Origin of the sequence: Kitasatospora sp. NPDC093679, from assembly GCF_040683455.1 — a bacterium.
GTDB lineage: Bacteria > Actinomycetota > Actinomycetes > Streptomycetales > Streptomycetaceae > Kitasatospora > Kitasatospora arboriphila.
Map to the genome: position 1 here is coordinate 1 of NZ_JBFBDW010000028.1, position 24431 is coordinate 24431.

Here is a 24431-nt window from a genome sequence, read left to right on the forward strand (position 1 = left end):
GCTGTTGAGTTCTCAAGGAACGGACACTTCCTTCGGACCGCCTTCCAGCGGACCCTCCGGGCGTTTCGCTCTTTCGTGTTTCCAGCTTATCAGATCCGAGCCTGTGCTCTTCACCGACGTGCTTTCTTCACTGCCTTGTCGGAACCGGCCTGACGGCCCGTCCGACGTTTCAAACCTTAGCCGATCCCCGCTCCGAAAAGCGAATCCGGCGCCGGCCCGAAGTGCAATTCCTATAAACGCGCATGCCGAATTCGCACGGGGACGCGACAAGACGCGACCCAGCCCGAGCCGGGAAGTGGCGTTTCAAGGGATTGGCCGCTCCGGGACCGTCCGCGCAGATGCGTGTCCGGTGCTCCCTGCCGAGCGACCAGTGAACACTACGCCGAACGGGGAGCGGATGCAAACGAACCGGCCGGCTCCTCGGGGAGAGGGGCCGGCCGGTGGTCGGGGCGGGGAGGTTCAGCTGTTGGTGGGGAAGCCGAGGTTGATGCCGCCGTGCGACGGGTCGAGCCAGCGCTGGGTCACGACCTTGCCGCGGGTGAAGAACTGGACGCCGTCGGGGCCGTAGGCGTGGGCGTCGCCGAAGAGCGAGGCCTTCCAGCCGCCGAAGGAGTAGTAGGCGACGGGGACGGGGATCGGCACGTTGATGCCGACCATGCCGACCTCCACCTCGTTCTGGAAGCGCCGGGCGGCGCCGCCGTCGTTGGTGAAGATGGCCGTGCCGTTGCCGTACGGGTTGCTGTTGATGAGGGCCAGGCCCTCCTCGTAGGTGGAGACCCGGACGACCGAGAGGACGGGGCCGAAGATCTCGTCGCTGTAGACGGACATGCCCGGCTTCACGTGGTCGAACAGGGTGGGGCCGAGCCAGAAGCCGTCCGCGGTCGGGGCGCCGTTGACGTCCTCGGCCGCGATCGCGTGCTTGCGGCCGTCGACCGCCAGCTCGGCGCCGTCGGCGAGGCCGGACTCGACGTAGGAGGTGACCTTGTCGCGGTGCTGGCCGGTGACCAGCGGGCCCATCTCGGAGTCGCCGTTGCAGCCGGGGCCGACCTTCAGCGCGGCGACACGGGACTTGATCTTCTCGACCAGCTCGTCGCCGATCGGGTCCACGGCGACCAGGACGGAGACCGCCATGCAGCGCTCGCCGGCCGCACCGAAGCCCGCGTTTACGGCGGCGTCGGCGCTCAGGTCGAGGTCGGCGTCGGGCAGCACCAGCATGTGGTTCTTCGCGCCGCCGAGGGCCTGGACGCGCTTGCCGTAGCGGGTGCCGGTCTCGTAGACGTAGCGGGCGATCGGGGTCGAGCCGACGAAGCTGACCGACTTGATGTCGGGGTGCTCCAGCAGGCGGTCGACCGCGACCTTGTCGCCGTGCACGACGTTGAAGACGCCGTCCGGCAGGCCGGCCTCCTTCCACAGCTCGGCGAGGAAGTTGGCGGCGGACGGGTCCTTCTCGGAGGGCTTCAGGACGACCGTGTTGCCGGTCGCGATGGCGATCGGGAAGAACCACATCGGCACCATGGCCGGGAAGTTGAACGGCGAGATGATCGCGACCGGGCCGAGCGGCTGGCGGATCGAGTAGACGTCGATGCCGGTGGACGCCTGCTCCGAGAAGCCGCCCTTGGAGAGCTGCGGGATGCCGCAGGCGTACTCCACGACCTCCAGGCCGCGGGCGAGCTCGCCGAGGGCGTCCGAGTGCACCTTGCCGTGCTCGGAGACGATGATCGACGCGAGCTCGTCCTTGCGGGCGTTGAACAGCTCGCGGAAGCGGAAGAGCACCTGGGTGCGCTTGGCCACGGACGAGCGACGCCACTCGGCGAACGCCGAGGCCGCAGCGGCGACGGCCTGGTCGACCTCGGCGATCTCGGCGAAGTCGACCTGGCCCGACACCTGTCCGGTGGCCGGATCGAAGATGTCACCGCGACGGGGCGCGGCGCCGGCGGTGGCGACGGGGGCGCCACCGATCCAGTGGGTGACGTGCTTGTTCGGGCTGGACTTGCTCAAGATCGTCTGCCTCCGAAGTCCCGTGCGGTGTGTGGGCCGCCGGTACGTGGTAACGGCGCCGCCCGGCTTCGTCCGGACGACGGGATCACGGGGCTCCCGCGCTCGTAATCCAGTCTGCGGACCCTGCCGCCGGGCCTCAACGAGCAGCGTGACGGGGAACGGAGATTCACCCTTACAGGTCGTCGGGCTGCTCCGCCTCGACGTCCTCCAGATAGGGGTCGTGCAGCCCGTCGTCGTCCTCCCGGACCTCCATCAGGTCCAGTCGGAGGTCCTGCGCCCAGGCCTGGGCCCAGGCCGAACGGGCCGCGGCGTCCGGGTGGACGAGCGCGGCCGCGGACTCCAGCCGGTCGGCGAGCACCGCCGGCTGGAACTCCTCGTCGAGCGCGCCGGCCAGGGCCAGCAGCTCGCCCTCGGAGAAGGGGCCGCTCAGCACGTGCAGGGCGACGAGGTCCTCCGACAGGCCCCGGTCGCAGAGGAGGAGCACGGCGAGCGCGGCGGCGTCCGGCAGCGCGACCACCGGGACGGGGGCGCCGGGGAGCAGCACGGCAGGGTGCCTCAGAGGCTCCTTGCGCAGGTCGATCGGGCAGGGCGTGCCGATCAGCTGGATCTGGCGCGGGGTGCCGGGCTGTACGCGGGCGCGGTGGCCGGCCGCGCGGAGGTGTTCGGCGAGGCCGGCGGCGATGTCGGCGAGGGGCGGGCCCTCGCCGGTGACGAGGACGAGTCCGGTGGAGCGGGTGGCGGGGAGGCCGTGGGCGGCGAGCGCGTCGGGACCGGCGAGGGCGAGGGCGTACCGGAGGCAGAGCGGCTGGGCGGTCTCCAGCAGCCGGAGGTGCTCGTCGGAGAGCGCGCTTGCGGTCATGGGACCAGTCTGGCGCGGTTCGCCCTCGGGGTGGCGTTGCGGTGGCCCTGCGGGTGGGCGGTTCGGTCGGCGGGTCACGGGAGGCCGGTGAGTCGGGCGGCGGCGTCGTGGAGGGCGAGTTCGAGGCGGCGGGGGTCGACGAGCCGGCCCGTGCCGTCCGGGGGGATCAGCCAGTGCAGGGCGCGGTCGGTGCCGCCCGGGTGGGGGACGGTGAGGGCGGTGCCGTGGCCGAGGGTGCGGATGCCGGAGCCGAGCCAGCCGTCGGCGGTGCCGGTGGGGACGAGGAAGGCGACGGTGCCTGCGGTGCGGTCCTGGAGGACGGGGCCCGGTCCGGGGAGGCGGGCGAGGGCGTCGAGGGCGGTGCGTCCGAACGGGCCGGGGGTGAGGACGGCGTCCCACTGGCGACCGGCGGGCAGCGGGGCGGGGCGGCGGCCGGTCCGTTCCCAGGTGCGCAGGAAGGCGCGCGGGTCGGGGGCGGCCGCGGCGAGCCAGGCTGCGGCGGTGCGGGCGGTGGGCGGCATCGGTGCTCCTCGGGACGGTCGGGGTCGCTCACCGGGGAGAGGGCTGCGGGTGCGGGTTCTTACACCGTTTCGGCGGTTCTCGGTCCAGGCGGTTCTCGGTCCAGGCGGACCCGGTTTCGGCGGTTCTCGGTCCGGGCGGTGGCCGGCGGCCGGACGCGGACGTGCCGCGGGGCGCATCCGGGCCGGGTGGCCGGGGTGCGCCCCGCGGTGGCGTCGGCGGTCGGGTCTGCGGTGGGGTCAGCTGTCGAAGCCGAGGCCGAGGCGGTCCAGGGTGCGCAGCCAGAGGTTGCGCCGGCCGCCGCGGCGGTCGGCGCGGTCGAGCGACCAGCGGGTGAGTTCGATGCCGGCCCAGCGGACGGGTTCGGGCGGGAAGGGGAGCGGCTTCTTGCGGACCATCTCCAGTTCGGTGCGTTCGGTGCGCTCGCCGGAGAGGAGGTCGAGCATGACCTCGGCGCCGAAGCGGGTGGCGCCGACGCCGAGGCCGGTGAAGCCGGCGGCGTAGGCGACGCGGCCGTGGTGGGCGGTGTCGAAGAAGGCGGAGAAGCGGCTGCAGGTGTCGATGGCGCCGCCCCAGGCGTGGGTGAAGCGGACTCCTTCGAGCTGGGGGAAGGTCTCGAAGAACTGCCGGGAGAGGGTGCGGAAGGTGTCGGGGCGCTGGTCGTGCTCGGCGCGGACCTTGCCGCCGTAGTGGTAGATGGCGTCGTAGCCGCCCCAGAGGATGCGGTTGTCGGCGGAGAGCCGGAAGTAGTGGAACTGGTTGGCGCTGTCGCCGAGGCCCTGGCGGCCGCGCCAGCCGACGGCGGCCATCTGCTCGTCGTTGAGGGGTTCGGTCATGAGGGCGTAGTCGTAGACCGGGACGATGTAGGGGCGGACGCGCTTGAGCAGGGACGGGAAGACGTTGGTGCCGAGGGCGACGCGGCGGGCGAAGACCCTGCCGTAGGGGGTGCGGACGGCCATGCCGGTGCCGTGTTCGACGAGGGTGAGGGCCTTGGTGCGTTCGTGGATGCGGACGCCCTGCCGGAGGCAGGCCTTCTTGAGGCCCCAGGCGAGTTTGGCGGGGTGGACCATGGCGACGCCGTCGCGGTCCCAGAGGCCGCCGAGGAAGGTGGGCGAGTCGACCTCGCGGCGCACCTGGTCGGCGTCGAGGACGGTGGTGGCGAGGCCGTGTTCGGCGAGGGCCTCGGCGACCTCGTGGAGTTCGTCGAGCTGGTGGGGTTCGGTGGCGACGTCGATCTCGCCGGTGCGCTCCCACTCGCAGTCGAGGTCGTACTTCTTGACGGCGTCCTCGATGGCGTCGAGGTTGGCGCGGCCGAGTTCTTCGAGCCGGTTCAGTTCGGCGGGCCAGCGCTGCAGGCCGTTGCCGAAGCCGTGGGTGAGGCTGGCGGCACAGAATCCGCCGTTGCGCCCGGAGGCCGCCCAGCCCACCTCGTCCGCCTCGACGAGGACGACGTCCTGCGAGGGGTCGCGTTCCTTGGCGAGGAGCGCCGTCCACAGGCCGGAGTATCCGCCGCCGACGACCAGCAGGTCGCAGGTGGTGTCGCCGACGAGGGCGGGGAGGGCCTCGGGCCGACCCGGGTCCTCCAGCCAGAACGAGGTGGGTTTGACGTCACTGAGCGCACGGGCGGAGTCCATGCCGTATCAGCCGCTTTCTGATGGTCGTTCGGACTTCGGTCAGTAGAACGGGGAGGAGGAGTGGTGCGGCATCAGGCGCGGGCCTTCCGGCGGTTGCCGATCCACTGGCCGGCAAAGGTGAGGACGACGGCCGCGAGGAACATCGCGGTGCCGATCACGTTCACCTGGACGGGTATGCCGCGCTGCGAGGCGCCCCAGACGAACATCGGGAAGGTGACGGTGGTGGGGCCCGAGTTGAACTGGGTGATGATGAAGTCGTCGAAGGAGAGGGCGAAGCTGAGCAGCGCGCCGGCGGCGATGCCGGGGGCGGCGAGCGGCAGGGTGATCTTGAGGAAGGTCTGCACCGGGGTGGCGTAGAGGTCCTGGGCGGCCTGTTCGAGGCGCGGGTCCATGCTCATGACGCGGGCCTTGACGGCGGTGACCACGAAGCTCAGGCAGAACATGATGTGCGCGATCAGGATCGTGGTGAAGCCGAACGGGATGCGCATGTTGAGGAAGAGCGTGCCGAGCGAGGCGGCCATGACGACCTCGGGCATGGCCATCGGCAGGAAGATCAGCCCGGTGGTGGCGGAGCGGCCGCGGAAGCGGTAGCGGGCCAGGGCGAAGGCGACCATGGTGCCGAGGACCGTGGCGCCGGCGGTGGCCGCGAGGGCGAGCTGCAGGCTGAGGACGAGCGAGCCGCACATGTCGGCGACGCCGCAGGGGTCCGTCCAGGCGTCGGTGGAGAACTGGGCCCACTCGTAGTTGAACTTGCCGGCGGGCTTGTTGAACGAGAAGAGCAGGACGACCAGGTTGGGCAGGACGAGGTAGGCGAGGGCGAGGACGCCCGCGAGGGTGACGAGGTTGCGGCGCAGCCAGCTGGACACCTTGTTCATCAGACCAGGTCCTCCGTTCCGGCCTTGCGCATGTACACCGTCACCACGCCCAGGATCAGGGCCATCAGGATGAAGCTCAGGGCTGCCGCCGTGGGGTAGTCGAGCACGTTGAGGAACTGCTTCTGGATGCCGTTGCCGACCATCTGCTCGCTGGGGGAGCCGAGCAGCTGGGCGTTGATGTAGTCGCCGGAGGCGGGGATGAAGGTGAGCAGGGTGCCGGCGACGACGCCGGGCAGGGAGATCGGGAAGGTCACCTTGCGGAAGGTGGTGAAGGGCTTGGCGTAGAGGTCGCCGGCGGCCTCGTGCAGCCTGGGGTCGATCCGCTCCAGCGAGGTGTAGAGCGGGAGGATCATGAACGGCAGGAAGTTGTAGGTGAGGCCGCAGACCACGGCGAGCGGGGTGGCGAGGACGCGGTGGCCGGCGGTGAGGCCGAGTGCGTCGGTGAGGTCGAGGACGTGCAGGGTGTTGAGCGCGCCGACCACGTAGCCGCCGTCGGACAGGATGGTCTTCCAGGCCAGGGTGCGGATCAGGAAGCTGGTGAAGAACGGCGCGATCACCAGGATGAGGATGACGTTGCGCCACCGCTTGCTGGCCTTGAAGGCGATCGTGTACGCGAGCGGGTAGCCGATGGCGAGGCAGAGCACGGTGGCGGTGGCGGCGTACGCGAAGGAGCGGACGAAGTGCCACTTGTACTCGGTGAAGGCGTCCCAGTAGGTGGCGAAGTGCCAGGTGACGCGGAAGCCCTCCTCCAGCGAGCCGGTCTGCAGGGAGGTGGAGCCCTGGTAGACCATCGGCACCGCGAAGAAGACCACGAGCCAGGCGATGCCGGGCAGCAGCAGCCAGTACGGGACGAGCTTGCGCCGGGTGCGCCGGGGCGGCGCGGGGGGTGCGGCGTCCTGGAGCGGCGCCGTCTCGGTGGTGGTGGTCACGCGTCCTCCTCCGCGGTGCCGGCGTCGATCGCCTGGGAGGCGTCGAGCGCGAAGGAGTGGGCGGGGTTCCAGTGGACCTGGACGGTGGCGCCGGGGACGATCCGGCCGTCGCGCTCCATGTTCTGCTCGAAGACGGCGATGTCCTGGCCGGTGCCGGTGCGGACGGTGTACTGGGTGGAGACGCCGATGAAGCTGGAGTCGACGACGGTGCCGACCAGGCGGTTGCGGTCCTCGGGGACGTCCGTGGAGGAGTGCGCGATGGTGATCTTCTCGGGGCGGACGCCGAGGTGGACCTTGGTGGCGTCGGTGGCGCAGCGGGCGCGGGGGACGGCGAGTCGGGTGCCGCCGGCGCTGAGCAGGAGCTCGTCGCCGGAGTTCCCGGTGACCTCGGCGGGGATGAGGTTGGACTGGCCGAGGAAGTTGGCGACGAAGGTGGTCGCGGGGTTCTCGTAGAGGTCGGCGGGGGCGCCGAGCTGCTCGATGCGTCCGCCGTTCATCACCGCGATGGTGTCGGCCATGGTCATGGCCTCCTCCTGGTCGTGGGTGACGTGGACGAAGGTGATGCCGACCTCGGTCTGGATGCGCTTGAGTTCGAGCTGCATCTGGCGGCGGAGCTTGAGGTCGAGGGCGCCGAGCGGTTCGTCGAGCAGCAGGACCTGCGGGTGGTTGATGAGGGCGCGGGCGACGGCGACGCGCTGCTGCTGGCCGCCGGAGAGCTGGTGCGGCTTGCGGCGGGCGAGCGGGCCGAGTTCGACCAGCTCCAGCATGTCCTCGACCTGCTTCTTGACGTCCTTCTTGCCGCGGCGGCGCAGGCCGAAGGCGACGTTCTCGTAGACGTCGAGGTGCGGGAAGAGCGCGTAGCTCTGGAAGACGGTGTTGACCGGCCGCTTGTACGGGGGCAGGGCGGTGACGTCCTGTCCGCCGATGAGGACGGTGCCGGAGGTCGGGTCCTCCAGGCCGGCGATCATGCGCAGGGTGGTGGTCTTGCCGCAGCCGGACGCGCCGAGCAGGGCGAAGAAGGAGCCCTGGGGGATCGTCAGGTCGAGGGGGTGGACGGCGGTGGAGCTGCCGTAGGTCTTGCTGATGCCGGTGAGCCGTACGTCGCCGCCCGAGGGGGTTTCGGCGGGGCCGGTGGCCTTCGCGGTGGTGTCGGTCGCCTGGTCGGTCATGGTGTGGTCCTATCTCCGAGGCCGGTGGTCGGGGGCGTGGGTCAGGCGCCGATGAGCTTGGAGAACCTGTCCTCGAAGTCGCTCTCCTCGGCCTCGCCGAGGCTGCGGAAGTTGTGGACCTTGGCGGCCATCTCGGGGGTGGGGATGACCAGGGGGTTGGCGGCGGCGTCGGCGTCGAGCTTGGCGAGTTCGGCCTGTGCGCCGGTGACCGGGGAGACGTAGCCGATGCCCGCGGTGAGCCGGGCGGCTATCTCGGGCCGGTAGTAGAAGTCGATGAGCCGTTCGGCGTTGTGCTTGTGCTGGGCGCGGGCCGGGATCAGCATGTTGTCGGTCGACGCGACGTAGCCCTTGTCCGGGACGACGAACTCGATGTCGGGGTTGTCGGCCTTGAGCTGGATGAGGTCGCCGCCCCAGGCGACGCAGGCGGCGATGTCGCCGGAGGACAGCTCCTGGCCGTAGTCGTTGCCGGTGAACTTGCGGATCTGCTTGCTGTCGACGCCCTTCTGGAGGCGGGCGATCGCGGCGGCGTAGTCGTCGGCGGTGAACTTCGCCGGGTCCTTGTCCATGTCGAGCAGGGTCATGCCGATGGTGTCGCGCATCTCCGACAGGAAGGTGACGCGGCCCTTGAGCTCGGGGTCGTCGAGCAGCTGGGAGACGCTGGTGACGGCCTTCCCCTTGGTCGCCTTCTTGTTGTAGGCGATGACGACCTGGATGCCCGCCCACGGGTAGGAGTAGAGGCGGCCCGGGTCCCAGTCGGGGGCGCGGAAGCGGGCCTCCAGGTTGGTGATCGCGGTGGTGATCCGGGACTGGTCGAGCTTCTGCACCCAGCCGAGGCGGATCAGCCGGGCGGCCATCCAGTCGGTGAGGACCATGATGTCGCGGCCGGTGTCCTGGCCGGCGGCGAGCTGCGGCTTGACCTTGCCGAAGAACTCGACGTTGTCGTTGACGTCCTCGGTGTACTTGACCTTGACGCCGGTGGCCGCGGTGAAGGCGTCGAGGGTGCCGTGCTTCTGCTCGTCCTTGGGGTCGACGTCGACGTACAGCGGCCAGTTGGAGAAGTTGACGACCTTGTCGGTGTCGGAGAGGTCCTTCGCGGCGGCGTTGGCGGCCTCGCCGGAGCTTCCGGTCGGGCTCTTCGCCGGCGGGATGCCGCAGGCGGTGAGGGTGCCCGCGCCGGCCGCGAGCGCACCGGCGCGCAGCACCGTCCGGCGGCTGAGGGCGGCGCGGCCGCTGGTGAGGCTGCGTTCCCAGGCCTTGCGGACCGGCTCCGGCAGGCCGTCGGTGATCTCGTTCAGCTGCATGCGGGGACACCCTCCTGAGGGGGGCTCGGGCGTGGGGGACGGACGGGGTTATCGGTCCCCGAAGATCGTGCGGTGCCAATCCTTGCGTGCCACCGCGGTGGTGTCGTACATGACGTGCTTGACCTGGGTGTACTCGTCGAGGGAGTACTGCGACATGTCCTTGCCGTAGCCGGAGGCCTTGTAGCCGCCGTGCGGCATCTCGCTGATGATCGGGATGTGGTCGTTGACCCAGACGCAGCCGGCCGCGATCTCGCGGGTGGCGCGCAGCGAGCGGTGGACGTCGCGGGTCCAGGCGGAGGCGGCGAGGCCGTAGGGGGTGTCGTTGGCGAGCCGCAGGCCCTCCTCGTCGCTGTCGAAGGGCAGGACGACGAGGACGGGGCCGAAGATCTCGCCCTGGACGACCTCGCTGTCCTGGGCGGCGCCGGTGATCAGGGTGGGCTGGTGGTAGGCGCCGAGGGTGAGGTCGGTGCCGTCGTGGCCCTTGGTGCCGGTACCGCCTCCGGTCACGACGGTGGCGCCGTCGCGGCGGGCGCGCTCGACGAAGCCGGCGACGCGGTCGCGGTGGGCGAAGGAGACCAGCGGGCCGAGGTCGGTCTGCGGGTTGCGCGGGTCGCCGAGGCGGACCGCGGCGTACAGGTCGGCGACCCCGGCGACGAAGGCGTCGTAGAGCGGGCGCTGGACGTAGGCGCGGGTGGCGGCGGTGCAGTCCTGGCCGCTGTTGATGAGGGAGGCGGCGACCGCGCCGTGCACGGCGGCCTCCAGGTCGGCGTCGTCGAAGACCACGAACGGGGCCTTGCCGCCGAGTTCGAGGTGGGTGCGCTTGACGGTGGCGGTGGCGAGTTCGGCGACCCGCTTGCCGACGGCGGTGGAGCCGGTGAACGACACCATCGACACCGCGGGGTGGGAGACGAGGTGCTCGCCGGCGGTGCGGCCGGCGCCGGTGATGACGTTGACGACGCCGTCGGGGATGCCGGCCTCGGTGCACGCGGCGGCGAACATCAGCGAGGTCAGCGGGGTGAGCTCGGCGGGCTTGAGGACGATGGTGTTGCCCGCGGCGATCGCCGGGAGGATCTTCCAGGCGGCCATCTGCAGGGGGTAGTTCCACGGCGAGATCGAGCCGACCACGCCGATCGCCTCGCGGCGCACGTACGAGGTGTGGTCGCCGGAGTACTCGCCGGCGGCCTTGCCCTCCAGGTTGCGGGCGGCGCCGGCGAAGAAGGCGGTGTTGTCGATGGTGCCGGGGACGTCGAACTCGGTGGAGAGCTTGATCGGCTTGCCGGTCTGAGAGGTCTCGACGCGGGCGAACTCCTCGGCGTGGTCGGCGAGGACGCCGGCCAGGCGGCCCAGGGCCTCGGCGCGGGTGCCGGGGGTGGCGCGGGACCACTCGGGGAGGGCGGCGCGGGCCGCGTCGACCGCGGCGTCGACGTCGGCGGGCGAGGCCAGCACGACCTCCTCCACGGTGCTGCCGTCGGCCGGGTTGACCACCCGGAACCGCTCGTCGCCGCTCCCTGTGACCACCCGCCCGGCGATGTGCTGCGCGCCGGCGCCGAAGCTGGTTAGGTCCATCTGCTGTCCTCCATGTGCCCGGTGGTTCGGCTTCCGCGCCGCGGCGCGGAAGCCGCTGCACGCCCATGCTTCCTCGGCGGTGCGGCGATGCCCGTAGCCATGGCCGGAGACTGGTCCAGTCGCCGCATAGCAGACGGAGAGATCCGAAGCGGTGGTTCACCGGGATTGCGCGATCCTGACAGGCCCAGTTTGCTTCCACAAGGGATTCCGCTGTTGCCTTCTGGTTACGCTGCGGATTCCGCTGCCGCGTCCCGGTTTTCGCCACTTCCGATTGCCCGACCATGCCGTCTCGGGCGATCGGGTGACAAGGGTCACTCCGGCAGGCCCGGCGGCAAGGGGTTTACAGGGTGCAAGGCGGCGCGGCGGGTGGGCGGGCACCGCACCGAGGCAAGATTTCCCTGACACCCCTGATCAGCTGGAGGCCCGCGATGCTCCCCACCGTCGCCCGGGTGCTGGACCTGGACGTGATGCGGCGCGGACTGCCCGACGTGGTGGCCGGTGCGGACCACCTGGAGCGGCCCGTCCGCTGGGTCCACGTGAGCGAGCTGCCGGACGTCGCCGGCGTCCTGCAGGGCGGCGAGCTGGTGCTCACCACCGGCATCGCCCTGCCCGAGCAGCGCGAGGGCCTGGCCCGCTACGTCCACGAGCTCGCCGACGTCGGCGCCGCCGGCCTGGTCGTCGAGTTCGGCCGCCGCTACTTCGACTCGCTGCCGCGGGCCCTGGTCAACGCCGCCGAGCAGCGCGGCCTGCCGCTGGTCGCGCTCCGCCGCGAGCTGCGCTTCGTCGCCGTCACCGAGGCGGTGCACGCCCTGGTGGTCAACGCCCAGCTGGAGCAGTTGCGCACCTCCGAGGCGGTGCACCAGGTCTTCAACGAGCTGGCGGTGGAGGGCGCCGAGCCCGGCGAGGTGGTGCGGCAGGTCGCGCAGCTGGCCGGCGCGCCGGTGGTGCTGGAGAACCTGGCGCACCAGGTCCTGGCGCACGAGAGCGCCGGCCGGCCGGAGGCGGAGCTGCTGGAGGGCTGGGAGGCGCGTTCGCGCGGGGTCCGCCCGCCGGGCCGCACCGGGCACGACCCGCGCAGCGGCTGGCTGGTGACCGCGGTCGGCGCGCGCGGCCAGGACTGGGGGCGGCTGGTGCTGATCGGTGGGCCGGGCGCGCTGCCGGAGGGCACCGCGCACCCGCACGCGATGATGCTGGAGCGCGGCGCGGCGACGCTGGCGCTGAACCGGCTGGTGGTGCGCGACCGGGAGAGCCTGGAGCGGCAGACCCACCGCACGCTGCTGTCGGGCATCCTCACGCACGCCCTGACGGTCAGTGAGGTCGCGCTGCGGGCGCAGGCGCTGGGGGTACCGCTGGAAGGGCGGCGGCTGGTGGGCGTGGTGCTGCGGCAGCGCCGCGGGGCGGTGCCGGCCGCGCTGGAGGCGCAGGCCCGGCTGCGGGACTTCACCGAGCTGGCGGCGACGGCGATCCGCGGCTGTCGGCTGTCGGCGCTGGTCGGCGCGCTGGACGACGAGGGCGTCGGGATGCTGATCGCGCTCGGCTCGCAGCAGGACGAGCACACGGCGCTGGAGGCGTTCGCGGCGGCGCTGCGCAAGCTGGTGGCGGACGGTGCGCGGGACGCGGCGGCGCCGCCGCCGGAGCCGGTGGTCGCGGTGGGCTCCTCGGTGGGATCGGTGCGCGACGCCCGGCGCACCCTGCTGGAGGCGACCCAGGTCGCGGACGCGGCGCTGCACGACGCCCCGGGCGGCCGGGCGGCCGCCTACTACCGGCTGCCGGACGTCCGGCTGCGCGGTCTGCTGCACCTGCTGCGCGACGACGAGCGGCTGCAGACGTACGTGGAGCGCGAGCTGGGGCCGCTGCTGGCGTACGACGCCGAGCACGGCGGGCAGTTGGTGCGGATGCTGCGGATCTACCTGGAGCAGGGCCGCAACAAGTCGGCGGCGGCGGACGCGGCGCACCTGTCCCGGCCGTCGTTCTACGACCGGCTGCACAAGGTGGAGCGGATCCTCGGGGTGGACCTGGACCAGGTGGAGTCCTGCCTGTCGCTGCACGTGGCGCTGCTGGCGCTGGACGCGGTGCGCCGCTGAGCGCGGGCGCGACGGAGCGGCCCCGGGGCGGACCGCCCCGGGGCCGCTCCGCCGCGCGGGTCAGACGGTGTGCGCGTCGGTGAGGGTGAGGACCTCGTCGAGGATCGCGAGGCCGGCCTTGGCCTCCTCCGCGCTGACGGTGCACGGCGGCACCACGTGGAAGCGGTTCATGTTGACGAAGGGCCACAGGCCGCGCTGCTTGCAGGCGGCGGCCAGCTCGGCCATCGGCGCGTTGGCCGGTCCGGCCGCGTTGTAGGGGACCAGCGGCTCGCGGGTCTCGCGGTTCTTGACCAGGTCGAGCGCCCAGAAGACGCCGAGGCCGCGGACCTCGCCGATCGAGGGGTGCCGCTCGGCGAGCTCGCGCAGGCCGGGGCCGATCACGCTCTCGCCGATCCGCTTGGCGTTCTCGACGATGCCCTCCTCCGCCATCGCTCCGATGGTGGCGACGGCCGAGGCGCAGGCCAGCGGGTGGCCGGAGTAGGTGAGACCGCCGGGGAAGACCCGCTCGTCGAAGGTGGCGGCGATCTCCGGGTTGATGGCGACGCCGCCGAGCGGGACGTAGCCGGAGTTGACGCCCTTGGCGAAGGTCAGCAGGTCCGGGGTGATGCCCCAGTTGTCGGCGGCGAACCACTCGCCGGTGCGGCCGAAGCCGGCCATGACCTCGTCGAGGATGAAGACGATGCCGTGACGGTCGCAGACCTCCCGGACGCCCTGCAGGTAGCCGGGCGGCGGGATCAGCACGCCGGCGGTGCCGACGACCGTCTCCAGGATGATCGCGGCGACGGTGGCCGGGCCCTCGAAGGCGATGACCTGCTCCAGGTGGGCGAGCGCGCGCTCGCACTCCTGCGCCTCGTTCTCGGCGTGGAAGACCGAGCGGTAGGCGTAGGGGCCCCAGAAGTGGACGATGCCGGAGACGCCGGTCTCGTTGGCCCAGCGGCGGGGGTCGCCGGTCAGCGCGATGGCGTTGGCGGTGGCGCCGTGGTACGAGCGGTAGGTGGAGAGCACCTTCTGACGGCCGGTGTGCAGGCGGGCCATCCGGATGGCGTTCTCGTTGGCCTCGGCGCCGCCGTTGGTGAAGAAGATCTTGTTCAGCTCGCCGGGGGTGCGCTCGGCGATCAGCCGGGCGGCCTCGCTGCGCGGCTCGACGGCGAAGCCGGGCGCGATGGTGCAGAGCTTGGCCGCCTGCTCCTGGATCGCGGCGACGACCTTCGGGTGCTGGTGGCCGATGTTGGTGTTCACCAACTGGGAGGAGAAGTCGAGGTAGCGGTTGCCCTCGTAGTCCCAGAAGTAGGAACCCTCGGCGCCGGCCACCGCGAGGGGGTCGATCAGCGCCTGGGCGGACCACGAGTGGAAGACGTGCGCGCGGTCGGCGGCCTTGACGGCCTGGCCTGCGGCTGAGTCAGCGGTGGGGATGCTCATGCGGCCAGCCTAGGGAGCACGGGGGCCGCGAGGCAGTTGCACCATGTCACCCGATCGGCGCGTCGCCGTGACAGGGTGGCAAAGCGCGGGGGCGCGGGCGGCCGCGCTGTGCGCGCAGCTGCCCGCGCCCCCTGGGGTGCGCCGGTCGCGTCGGTCGGTCAGATCGCGGTCATGACGTGCTTGACGCGGGTGTAGTCCTCGAAGCCGTAGGAGGACAGGTCCTTGCCGTAGCCGGACTTCTTGAAGCCGCCGTGCGGCATCTCGGCGACCAGCGGGATGTGGGTGTTGATCCAGACGCAGCCGAAGTCCAGGCGGCGGGACATCCGCATGGCGCGGGCGTGGTCCTTCGTCCAGACGGAGGAGGCGAGGGCGTACTCGACACCGTTGGCGTAGCCGACGGCCTGGTCCTCGTCGGTGAACTTCTGCACGGTGATGACCGGGCCGAAAACCTCGCGCTGGATGATCTCGTCGTCCTGCAGCAGGCCGGAGACGACGGTCGGGGCGTAGAAGTAGCCCTTGTCGCCGACCCGGTGGCCGCCGGCCTCGACCTTGGCGTGCCCGGGCAGGCGGTCGATGAAGCCGGTGACCTGGGCGAGCTGGTTGGCGTTGTTCAGCGGGCCGTAGAGGACGTCCTCGTCGTCGATGCCGCCGGTCTTGGTGTCGGCGGCGGCCTTGGCGAGGGCCTCGACGAAGGCGTCGTGGATCGACTCGTGCACCAGGACGCGGGTGGCGGCGGTGCAGTCCTGGCCGGCGTTGAAGAAGCCGGCGACCGAGATGCCCTCCACGGCCTCGGCGATGTCGGCGTCCTCGAAGACCACGACCGGGGCCTTGCCGCCGAGCTCCAGGTGGACGCGCTTGACGTCCTTGGAGGCGGACTCGGCGACCTGGATGCCGGCGCGGACGGAGCCGGTGATGGAGGCCATCGCCGGGGTGGGGTGCTCGACCATCAGCTTGCCGGTCTCGCGGTCGCCGCAGATGACGTTGAAGACGCCGGCCGGCAGCTCCATGTCCTTGAGGATGCCGCCGATGATCTCGGCGAGCAGCACGGTGGAGGCCGGGGTGGTGTCCGAGGGCTTGAGGACGACGGTGTTGCCGGCGGCGATGGCCGGGGCGAACTTCCAGACCGCCATCATCATCGGGTAGTTCCACGGCGCGACCTGGGCGCAGACGCCGACCGGCTCGCGGCGGACGATGGAGGTCATGCCGTCCATGTACTCGCCCGCGGCCTTGCCCTCCAGCAGGCGGGCGGCGCCGGCGAAGAACCGGATCTGGTCGACCATCGGGCCGATCTCCTCGGAGAGGGTCAGCCCGCGCGGCTTGCCGGTGTTGCGGCACTCGGTGTCGACGATCTCGTCGGCCCGGGCCTCCACCGCGTCCGCGATCTTCAGCAGGAGCTTCTGGCGGGTCGAGGGGGTGGCGTCGCGCCACACGGGGAAGGCCTCGGCGGCGGCGGCCATCGCAGCGTCGACGTCGGCGGCGCCGGAGAGCGGGGAGGTCGCGTACACCTCGCCGGTCGTCGGGTCGATCACGTCCAGCGTGCGGCCGTCCGCCGCATCGACGAACTCGCCGTTGATGTAGTTGCGCAGCGTACGAAGGTCGCTCACGGGTCTCTCCTCGGTCTGGGCCTGCGGCGTTGCAGAATCCGGCGCCAGGGTACCTCCGGCGCACGGCTGGCCGGGTCGGACCGGCCGCGGTCCACTGGGGGTGTGTGCACGCCTACGTGCGTACGTGGTCCAGGCTACCCAATGACCGACGGTATCGACAGGCTTCATCTCCGGACACAACGCAATCCGCATGCAATTTTGGAAACAGCGACGAAATCAGCACGACGGCGGCTTGCGTGCCGCGCGGCGATCGTGCACAGTGGCGACGTGGCCAACCGCGACCGGAACGCCAGCGTTCCCCTCGACGCCGCCTCCAAGGCGATCATCGAACAGCTCCAGGAGGACGGGCGCCGCCCGTACGCCGCCATCGGCAAGGCCGTCGGCCTGTCGGAGGCCGCCGTACGGCAACGCGTCCAGAAGCTGCTCGACCAGGGCGTGATGCAGATCGTCGCCGTCACCGACCCCCTCACCGTCGGCTTCACCCGGCAGGCGATGGTGGGGATCCGGGTGGAGGGCGACATCGAACCGGTCGCGGACGCCCTGGCCGCGTTCGACGAGGTCGACTACGTCGTCTGCACCGCAGGCTCGTTCGACCTGCTGGCCGAGCTGGTGTGCGAGGACGACGAGCACCTGCTCGAAATGATCAACAAGCGCATCCGCGCGCTTCCCGGCGTGCGGAGCACCGAGAGCTTCGTTTATCTGAAGCTCCGGAAACAGACCTACACCTGGGGCACCAGATGACAGCCGACCCGGCGCAGAAGGACCTTTCCAAGACCGCCTACGACCACCTGTGGATGCACTTCACCCGCATGTCGTCGTACGAGAACTCCCCCGTCCCCACCATCGTGCGCGGTGAGGGCACCTACGTCTGGGACGACAAGGGCAGGAAGTACCTCGACGGCCTCGCCGGCCTGTTCGTGGTCCAGGCCGGCCACGGCCGCGAGGAGCTCGCCGAGGCGGCTGCCAAGCAGGCCAAGGAGCTCGCCTTCTTCCCGGTCTGGAGCTACGCCCACCCCAAGGCCGTCGAGCTCGCCGAGCGCCTGGCGAACTACGCCCCGGGCGACCTGAACAAGGTGTTCTTCTCGACCGGCGGCGGCGAGGCGGTCGAGACCGCCTGGAAGCTGGCCAAGCAGTACTTCAAGCTGACCGGTAAGCCGACCAAGTACAAGGTCATCTCCCGGGCCGTCGCCTACCACGGCACCCCCCAGGGCGCCCTGTCGATCACCGGCCTGCCGGGCCTGAAGGCCCCGTTCGAGCCGCTGGTGCCCGGCACCCACAAGGCTCCCAACACCAACATCTACCGCGCCCCCGAGTACCTGCAGGGCCCGGACGGCACCGTGGACCCGGAGGCCTACGGCCGCTGGTGCGCCGACCAGGTCGAGCAGGCCATCCTCTTCGAGGGCCCGGACACCGTCGCCGCCGTCTTCGTCGAGCCGGTGCAGAACGCCGGCGGCTGCTTCCCGCCGCCGCCCGGGTACTTCCAGCGCCTGCGCGAGATCTGCGACCGCCACGACGTGCTGCTCGTCTCGGACGAGGTCATCTGCGCCTTCGGCCGTCTCGGCACCATGTTCGGCGCCGACAAGTTCGGCTACCAGCCCGACATGATCACCTGCGCCAAGGGCATGACCTCGGGCTACTCCCCGATCGGCGCCACGATCATCTCGGACCGCATCGCCGAGCCGTTCTACAAGGGCGACAACACCTTCCTGCACGGCTACACCTTCGGCGGCCACCCGGTGTCCTCCGCGGTGGCGCTGGCCAACCTCGACATCTTCGAGCGCGAGGGCCTCAACCAGCACGTGCTCGACAACGAGTCGCGCTTCCTGGGCACCCTGGACAAGCTGCGCGACCTGCCGATCGTCGGCGACGTCCGCGGCAACGGGTACTTCTACGGCATCGAGCTCGTGAAGGACAAGGTCACCAAGGAGTCGTTCAACGACGACGAGGTGGAGCGCGTCCTCTACGGCTTCCTGTCGAAGGCGCTCTTCGACAACGGCCTGTACTGCCGCGCCGACGACCGCGGCGACCCGGTCGTCCAGCTGGCCCCGCCGCTGATCTCCGACCAGTCGACCTTCGACGAGATCGAGCAGATCCTGCGGGTCAGCCTCACCGACGCGTGGGCGAAGATCTGACCCTCCTCCCACCCTCCGCCAGGGCGGTCCCGGTCCACCGGGGCCGCCCTTCGGCGTGCCGGGGTGCCGAACTCCGGATCCAGCCGCCGGAATCACGGCGATTTGCCCGGAGATGGGCCAGTGTGCCGCAACCGCACCGCGACCTGTTCGTTCTAATCTGACGACTGTCATATCCCGACAAGGCACCAGGACGGTTCTCCATGTCAGCGGCCCCGCCCGACAACGACGCGTTGTGGGCCCGAGGGATCGTCAAGTCCCACCACGGCACACCCGCCCTGCGCGGAGTCTCGCTCGCCGTCCGGGAGGGTGAGGTGCTCGCCGTCACCGGCCCCCGCGGCTCCGGCAAGAGCACCCTGCTCGGCTGCCTCTCCGCCCAGCTGCCGGTCGACGAGGGCGAGGTCTGGTTCCACAGCTCCCCCGTGCACACCCTCGGCCGCACCGGACGCGAGAAGCTCCGCCGGGAGCGCTTCGGCTGGGTCGGCTCCGAGCCCCACCTGGTGCCGGAACTGACGGCCCGCGAGAACACCGCCCTGCCGCTGCTGCTCGCCGGCACCGGCCACCGCGCCGCGTACACCGCCGCCGCCGAATGGCTCGAACGCCTCGACGTCGCCGACTGCGCCAAGCGCCGACCCGCCGAGCTGACCCAGGCCCAGCGCCAGCGGATCGCCGTCGCCCGGGCCCTCGCACCGCTGCCCCGGGTGGTCTTCGCCGACGATCCGGGCGCCCCCCTGCACCGCGAGGAGCGCGAACAGGTGCTGCGGATACTGGCGAGCGCCGCCCGCTCGCACGACCTCACCCTGCTCCTGGCCACCCACGACCCGGAGCCGGCCGGCCAGGCCGACCGCACCCTCACCCTGGTCGACGGCCGGATCGCCGGCACGTCCACCACCCCGGCGGGCACCGCCGACGGCAGGACCGCGGGCTCCACCGCCAGCGGCTCCACGGCCGTCACGGCCGCGCGCTGAGAGCCGGGAGGACGACGTTGTTCCCACTCCGACTCGTCAGGGGCTACCGGGCACTCGACCTGGCCCGCTGGCTGCTCACCGCGACCGCCGCCGCGACGGCCGCCGCCTTCCTGCTCCGCTCGCTCGGCCGGGCCCTCGGCGAACCCGCCGCCACCTCGGTGCCCCGGCTGCTCTGGTGCCTGCCCGCGCTGGCCGCGGTCGGCTGGCTCTCCGCCGCCGCCGCCCGCGCCGTACCCGCCCAGCACCCCGAACGGATCGCCGGCCTCGCCGCGGCCGGCTACGGCCCCGTCCGCATCCGGCTGCTGATCGCCGTCGAGACCGCGCTCGCCGCCGCCCTCGGCAGCGTGCTCGCCCTGCTGCTCTTCCTCGTGCTGCGCAACGACATCGCCGGCCCGGGGCTCGCCGCCGACGTCGGCCTCGGCAGCTCGCTGCCGGCCGCCGCACCGGTCACCCTGCTCGTCCTCGTGCCGCTGGTCGCCGGCTGTGCGGCCGCCGCGGCCGTCCCGCTGACCGACGCGCTCCCCGGCCGCACCGTCGTGGCCCGCAGCACCGGCTTCCACCCGGCGCGGATCGCCGTGCCCGTCGGACTCACCGTCGTCGGCATGGCCCTGGAGCTCTACGGACTGCGGCCCGGCGCCGAACAGGACGGCCGGCCCGTCGACCTGCCCGCCCATCTCGGCTCGGTCGGCACCGCCGCCCTCGTCGGCTGGGCCCTCACCGCCCTCGGGCTCGCCCTGCTCACCGCGCCCCTGCTGGCACTCGCCGGCCGGGTGCTGGCCCTGCGCCGGCCCGGCCCGGTGCGGCTGCTCGCCGCCCGCTCGCTCACCGCGGAGGCCCGGCCGCTCGCCGGCCCGCTCGCAGTGCTCGTCCTCGGCCTCGCCGTCCTCGTCGCCGCGCTCGGCTACGGCGACGAGCCCGACCTGCCCGTCGGCGCGGCCGTCCTCCTCGTCACCGGCTGCGCGGCCGGCGCCGTGGTCGCCCGCGCCCTGGAGATCCGCGCGGCCCGGCGGGAGGTGACCGCCGCCCTCGTCCGGCTCGGCGCCGAACCGGCGACGCTGCGCGCGGCCGTCGCCGTGCGGGCCGCCGCCGCGGTCGGCGTGCTGCTCCTCACCGGCGGCCTGACCGCGCTGTTCGCCGCGGCCTGCCTGGTCTGACACCGGACGCCGGAAGGGCGGTGGACACCCGACGGGTGTCCACCGCCCTTCCGTTGTGCTTCTCCCTGCGACCTATCAGCCCGCGGCGGCCAGCTGGCCGCAGGCGCCGTCGATCTCCTGGCCGCGGGTGTCGCGGACGGTCGTCGGCACGCCGTGCGCCTGCAGGCGCCGGACGAACTCCCGCTCGTCCTCCGGGCGGGACGCCGTCCACTTGGACCCGGGCGTCGGGTTCAGCGGGATCAGGTTCACGTGCACCCGGTGGTTCTTGATCAGGCGGCCGAGCAGGTCCGCCCGCCACGCCTGGTCGTTGATGTCCTTGATCAGCGCGTACTCGATGGAGATCCGGCGGCCGGACTTGTCCGCGTAGTTCCACGCGGCGTCCAGCACCTCGTCGACCTTCCACCGGGTGTTCACCGGCACCAGCTCGTCGCGCAGCTCGTCGTCGGGCGCGTGCAGGGACAGCGCCAGGCGGCAGCTGAGGCCCTCGTCCGCGAAGCGGTGCATGGCGGGCACCAGGCCGACGGTGGAGACGGTGATGCCGCGCTGCGAGAGGCCGAAGCCGTCCGGCGCCGGGTCGGTGAGCCTGCGGATCGCGGCCAGCACCCGGTTGTAGTTGGCGAGCGGCTCGCCCATGCCCATGAACACCACGTTGGAGAGCCGGGCCTCACCACCCGGCACGGCACCGGTCTTCAGGTCCCGCATGCCCGAGGCGATCTGCTCCACGATCTCCGCGGTCGACAGGTTCCGGGTCAGGCCCGCCTGGCCGGTCGCGCAGAACGGGCAGTTCATGCCGCAGCCGGCCTGCGAGCTGATGCACATGGTGACCCGGTCCGGGTAGCGCATCAGCACCGACTCGACCAGGGTGCCGTCGAAGAGCTTCCACAGCGTCTTGCGGGTGGCGTCGTCGTCGCAGGACACGTGCCGGACCACCGACATCAGCTCGGGCAGCAGACTCTCGGTGAGCTTCCCGCGGCTGGCCGCCGGGATGTCCGTCCAGGTCTCCGGGTCGTCGGACAGCCGGCCGAAGTAGTGGTTGGACAGCTGCTTGGCGCGGAACGGCTGCTCGCCCAGCTCGGCGACGGCCTCCTTGCGCTCGGCGGGGCTGAGGTCGGCGAGGTGTCGCGGGGGCTTGGCGCCGCGCGGCGCGACGAAGGTCAGTTCTCCGGGCTTAGGCATGGTGCATCCAGTGTCGCAGATGCCGGAAGGAGGCCCGGCCGCGCTCCGCACCGCGGACCTGGCGCCGGCCGATCCGAGACCCTGCCCGGCCCCGGTCGGCGTGACCCGGTCGGCGTGACCCGGCCGCCGTGGCCCGGCCGCCGTGGCCCGGTCGCCGTGGCCCGGTCGGTGCGCCGCCGGTGCCGTCAGCCGTGGCCGGGGGAATCCGCGGGCTCCTCGGCCCAGGTGTGGAACAGGGCGAGGGCCTCACCGAGGTTGAGCGGTCCGCAGACGGCGTGGAAGACGCCCTTCGCCGTCCAGGCCTCGACCCGGTCGTGCTCGCTGCGGTCGATGTGCCGGCGCGGGAGGCGGCGCCCGGCGAGAGGGGTGCCGCGGAGGTCCACGGACACCGTCCACCCGGGGTTGTCCGGGGTCTCGGTCCTGATGACCCGCTCGTGCTCCCACCGGCCGTCGCACTGCGCGAGCACCACTGATGGAGCCGCTCCAGTGCCTGCCCGGTGGCGTTCACGGATGCCACGCCACCCACCCGGGCAGCGCCCCTTCACGCCGCGAGCCCCGGGCGGTGGACGCCCGGGGCTCGCGGAGGTGGAACGGGTGGTGCGGCTCAGCCGCCGACGAAGGCCGCGAGCAGCAGCCAGGCCACCGGGGCCGTCGGCAGCAGCGAGTCGAGCCGGTCCATGATGCCGCCGTGGCCCGGCAGCAGGGTGCCCATGTCCTTGATGCCCATGTCGCGCTTGATCATGGACTCGGCCAGGTCGCCCAGGGTCGCGGTGACCGCCGCGCAGCCGCCCAGGATCAGGCCCTGCCACCAGGCACCGCCGTCGATCGCGTACTCCATCAGCAGCGCGCCCGCGATCATCGACAGGCCGATGCCGCCGGCCAGGCCCTCCCGGGTCTTGCCGGGACTGATCGTCGGCGCGAGCTTGTTCCGCCCGAACTTGTAGCCCACGGCGTAGGCGCCGGTGTCGCTGCAGATGGTGACCACGAGGAAGATCAGGATCCGCCAGGCACCGTCCTCGGCGGCCAGCATCAGCGCGACGAAGGTCGCCAGGAACGGGACGTAGAAGGCGGTGAACACACCCGCCGTGACGTCCCGCAGGTAGTCCTCCGGGGGCTTGCTCATCCGCCACACGAGCACGGCCAGGCCGGTGAGCGCCAGGACGGCGGACGCCCACTGCCCGCCCGCGGTGTAGCCGACCAGCGGCATCGCCACCGCGCCGGCGACCAACGGGACCATCGGCACGTGCACGCCCTTGGTCTCCGCCAGGCGGGAGTTCAGCTCCCAGACACCCACCGCGACGGCCGCGACCACGACCACCAGGAAGAGCGCCTTGACGAAGAACAGCGAGGCGACGATCACTGCGCCGAGGCCGACCCCCACGCCTATCGCGGCAGGCAGATTGCGGCCGCCGCGCTGCTTGCGGGGCTGCTGGTCGGTTGGGGCCACGGGTGTCTCCTGCGCGGGGGGCATGGTCCGATTCTGTGCCGCAGTGCCCCTTCGGTACACCACAGGCTGCTGCGAGTGACCCGTTCGGGGCCGACGGGGGGCGCCGGCACGGGGGCCACCCGCAGCAGAGAACTCGGTGGCGAGCGTTTCGGTTCCGCCCCGGATGCCCTGGGCGTCGGGGGCGTCGTTCATCAGACCTCGAGGAGCTCGGCTTCCTTGTGCTTCAGCAGCTCGTCGATCTGGGCCACGTAACGGGCCGTGACGTCGTCGAGCTCCTTCTCGCCGCGGCGGCCCTCGTCCTCGCCGACCTCGCCGTCCTTGACGAGCTTGTCGATGGCGTCCTTGGCCTTGCGGCGGATGGAACGGATCGAGACCTTGGCGTCCTCGCCCTTGCCGCGCGCGACCTTGATGTACTCCTTGCGGCGCTCCTCGGTCAGCTGCGGGAACACCACGCGGATGATGGAGCCGTCGTTGGACGGGTTGACGCCGAGGTCCGAGTCGCGGATCGCGGTCTCGATGTTGCGCAGCGCGCTCTTGTCGAACGGCGTGATGACGGCCATCCGCGGCTCCGGCACGGAGAACGACGCGAGCTGGTTGATCGGCGTCAGGGCGCCGTAGTAGTCCGCGACGATCTTGTTGAACATCGCCGGGTGGGCACGGCCGGTCCGGATGGCGGCGAAGTCGTCCTTGGCGACGGCGACGGCCTTCTCCATCTTCTCCTCGGCCTCGAGGAGGGTCTCTTCGATCACTGTCTGCTCCCTGTCCGGTTCATCTGCTGTAGTCCCGTACCGGTGCCCCGGACGGCTGATTGCTGCTCAGGGCCGGGCGGATTCCTGGCTGATGAGTGTGCCGATCTTCTCACCCTTCACCGCCCGGGCGATATTGCCCTCGGCCAGCAGCTCGAAGACCAGGATCGGCAGGTCGTTGTCCTTGCACAGGGTGATTGCCGTCAGGTCCGCCACCTTGAGGTCGCGGGCGATCACCTCGGTGTAGTCCAGCGAGTCGAACCGGACCGCCGCCGCGTTGGTGCGCGGGTCGGAGTCGTAGACGCCGTCGACGCCGTTCTTGCCCATCAGCAGCACCTCGGCGTGGATCTCCAGCGCGCGCTGCACCGCCGTCGTGTCGGTGGAGAAGTACGGCATGCCCATACCGGCGCCGAAGATCACCACACGGCCCTTCTCCAGGTGCCGCACCGCGCGCAGCGGCAGGTAGGGCTCGGCGACCTGGCCCATCGTGATGGCGGTCTGCACGCGGGTCTCGATGCCTTCCTTGATCAGGAAGTCCTGCAGCGCCAGGCAGTTCATCACGGTGCCGAGCATGCCCATGTAGTCCGAGCGCGCCCGGTCCATGCCGCGGACCTGCAGCTCCGCACCTCGGAAGAAGTTGCCGCCGCCGATCACCACGGCGACCTCGGTGCCGGCGCGGACGACGGTGGCGATCTCGCGGGCGATGGCGTGCACCACGTCCGGGTCCACGCCGAGGCCGCCACCGCCGGCGAAGGCCTCACCCGACAGCTTGAGCAGCACCCGGCGGCGCGAACCGTCCTGCGTGTTCCGGCCGGTCTCCAGCGTCTCCTGCATGGACTTCTCCTTCTCCACCT

The 24431-nt window shown here is 71.7% G+C and carries 21 protein-coding genes; 5 read left to right on the forward strand and 16 right to left on the reverse strand.

From position 1 onward, the window contains the following. Positions 1–459 precede the first annotated feature (459 nt). From AB0O09_RS22555 to AB0O09_RS22595, 9 genes are all read right to left on the reverse strand, one after another. A complete protein-coding gene (locus AB0O09_RS22555) occupies positions 460–1998 on the reverse strand; it encodes a CoA-acylating methylmalonate-semialdehyde dehydrogenase (RefSeq protein ID WP_344625096.1) in 1539 nt (512 codons plus the stop codon). Between the two features lie 172 nt (positions 1999–2170). After that, a complete protein-coding gene (locus AB0O09_RS22560; RefSeq protein WP_363543795.1) occupies positions 2171–2857 on the reverse strand; it encodes a hypothetical protein in 687 nt (228 codons plus the stop codon). Between the two features lie 74 nt (positions 2858–2931). Continuing rightward, positions 2932–3378, reverse strand: coding sequence for a hypothetical protein (locus AB0O09_RS22565; protein WP_363543797.1), 447 nt, complete (start codon positions 3376–3378; stop codon positions 2932–2934). A gap of 237 nt (positions 3379–3615) precedes the next feature. After that, a complete protein-coding gene (locus AB0O09_RS22570) occupies positions 3616–5010 on the reverse strand; it encodes an FAD-dependent oxidoreductase (RefSeq protein ID WP_363543799.1) in 1395 nt (464 codons plus the stop codon). A 71-nt stretch (positions 5011–5081) separates the two neighbouring features. Next, positions 5082–5885: an ABC transporter permease gene (locus tag AB0O09_RS22575; protein WP_363543800.1), complete on the reverse strand. Its 804-nt coding sequence runs from the start codon at positions 5883–5885 to the stop codon at positions 5082–5084. Next, positions 5885–6814, reverse strand: coding sequence for an ABC transporter permease (locus tag AB0O09_RS22580; protein WP_363543802.1), 930 nt, complete (start codon positions 6812–6814; stop codon positions 5885–5887). The genes AB0O09_RS22575 and AB0O09_RS22580 overlap by 1 nt, the downstream gene beginning before the upstream one ends. Further along, positions 6811–7983 carry an ABC transporter ATP-binding protein gene (locus AB0O09_RS22585; protein WP_363543803.1) on the reverse strand — a complete coding sequence of 391 codons (1173 nt, stop codon included), beginning with the start codon at positions 7981–7983 and terminating at the stop codon, positions 6811–6813. Before AB0O09_RS22585 ends, AB0O09_RS22580 begins: the two co-directional genes overlap by 4 nt. Before the next feature lie 41 nt (positions 7984–8024). After that, complete coding sequence (locus AB0O09_RS22590; protein ID WP_363543805.1) at positions 8025–9284, reverse strand: spermidine/putrescine ABC transporter substrate-binding protein; 1260 nt, start codon at positions 9282–9284, stop codon at positions 8025–8027. A 48-nt stretch (positions 9285–9332) separates the two neighbouring features. Beyond that, entirely contained in the window at positions 9333–10850 is a 1518-nt protein-coding gene (locus AB0O09_RS22595; protein WP_363543807.1) for a gamma-aminobutyraldehyde dehydrogenase, read from the reverse strand. Positions 10851–11278: 428 nt separating this feature from the next. Here AB0O09_RS22595 and AB0O09_RS22600 point away from each other — a divergent pair, with 428 nt between their 5' ends. After that, positions 11279–12934, forward strand: coding sequence for a PucR family transcriptional regulator ligand-binding domain-containing protein (locus AB0O09_RS22600; protein ID WP_363543809.1), 1656 nt, complete (start codon positions 11279–11281; stop codon positions 12932–12934). Between the two features lie 60 nt (positions 12935–12994). Here AB0O09_RS22600 and AB0O09_RS22605 read toward each other — a convergent pair whose 3' ends face one another. Both AB0O09_RS22605 and AB0O09_RS22610 read right to left on the reverse strand, forming a co-directional pair. Beyond that, a complete protein-coding gene (locus AB0O09_RS22605; RefSeq protein ID WP_363543810.1) occupies positions 12995–14353 on the reverse strand; it encodes an aspartate aminotransferase family protein in 1359 nt (452 codons plus the stop codon). Positions 14354–14511: 158 nt separating this feature from the next. Next, the gene (locus AB0O09_RS22610; protein WP_363543812.1) at positions 14512–15957 is read right to left on the reverse strand and encodes a gamma-aminobutyraldehyde dehydrogenase; all 1446 of its coding nucleotides are present in this window, start codon (positions 15955–15957) and stop codon (positions 14512–14514) included. A gap of 267 nt (positions 15958–16224) precedes the next feature. On the opposite strand from AB0O09_RS22610, the gene AB0O09_RS22615 reads away from it, so the two are divergent. From AB0O09_RS22615 to AB0O09_RS22630, 4 genes are all read left to right on the forward strand, one after another. Then, positions 16225–16698, forward strand: a complete 474-nt coding sequence (locus AB0O09_RS22615) for an Lrp/AsnC family transcriptional regulator (protein ID WP_043175796.1) — start codon at positions 16225–16227, stop codon at positions 16696–16698. After that, positions 16695–18089 carry an aspartate aminotransferase family protein gene (locus AB0O09_RS22620; protein WP_363543814.1) on the forward strand — a complete coding sequence of 465 codons (1395 nt, stop codon included), beginning with the start codon at positions 16695–16697 and terminating at the stop codon, positions 18087–18089. The genes AB0O09_RS22615 and AB0O09_RS22620 overlap by 4 nt, the downstream gene beginning before the upstream one ends. 200 nt (positions 18090–18289) lie before the next feature. After that, the gene (locus AB0O09_RS22625; protein WP_363543816.1) at positions 18290–19054 is read left to right on the forward strand and encodes an ATP-binding cassette domain-containing protein; all 765 of its coding nucleotides are present in this window, start codon (positions 18290–18292) and stop codon (positions 19052–19054) included. A gap of 17 nt (positions 19055–19071) precedes the next feature. Continuing rightward, positions 19072–20208, forward strand: a complete 1137-nt coding sequence (locus AB0O09_RS22630; RefSeq protein ID WP_363543818.1) for a hypothetical protein — start codon at positions 19072–19074, stop codon at positions 20206–20208. A 75-nt stretch (positions 20209–20283) separates the two neighbouring features. Here the strand turns inward: AB0O09_RS22630 and rlmN are convergent, their stop codons facing one another. The 5 genes from rlmN to pyrH all read right to left on the reverse strand — a co-directional run bounded on the left by rlmN (position 20284) and on the right by pyrH (position 24411). Then, a complete protein-coding gene (gene rlmN, locus AB0O09_RS22635) occupies positions 20284–21384 on the reverse strand; it encodes a 23S rRNA (adenine(2503)-C(2))-methyltransferase RlmN (RefSeq protein ID WP_344625111.1) in 1101 nt (366 codons plus the stop codon). 185 nt (positions 21385–21569) lie between these two features. After that, the gene (locus AB0O09_RS22640; protein WP_363543820.1) at positions 21570–21854 is read right to left on the reverse strand and encodes an Imm53 family immunity protein; all 285 of its coding nucleotides are present in this window, start codon (positions 21852–21854) and stop codon (positions 21570–21572) included. Positions 21855–21988: 134 nt separating this feature from the next. Next, positions 21989–23023, reverse strand: a complete 1035-nt coding sequence (locus AB0O09_RS22645) for a phosphatidate cytidylyltransferase (protein ID WP_363543822.1) — start codon at positions 23021–23023, stop codon at positions 21989–21991. Further along, entirely contained in the window at positions 23023–23580 is a 558-nt protein-coding gene (gene frr, locus AB0O09_RS22650; protein ID WP_344625123.1) for a ribosome recycling factor, read from the reverse strand. The genes AB0O09_RS22645 and frr overlap by 1 nt, the downstream gene beginning before the upstream one ends. Before the next feature lie 66 nt (positions 23581–23646). Next, positions 23647–24411, reverse strand: a complete 765-nt coding sequence (pyrH, locus tag AB0O09_RS22655) for a UMP kinase (protein ID WP_363543824.1) — start codon at positions 24409–24411, stop codon at positions 23647–23649. Positions 24412–24431: the final 20 nt, after the last annotated feature.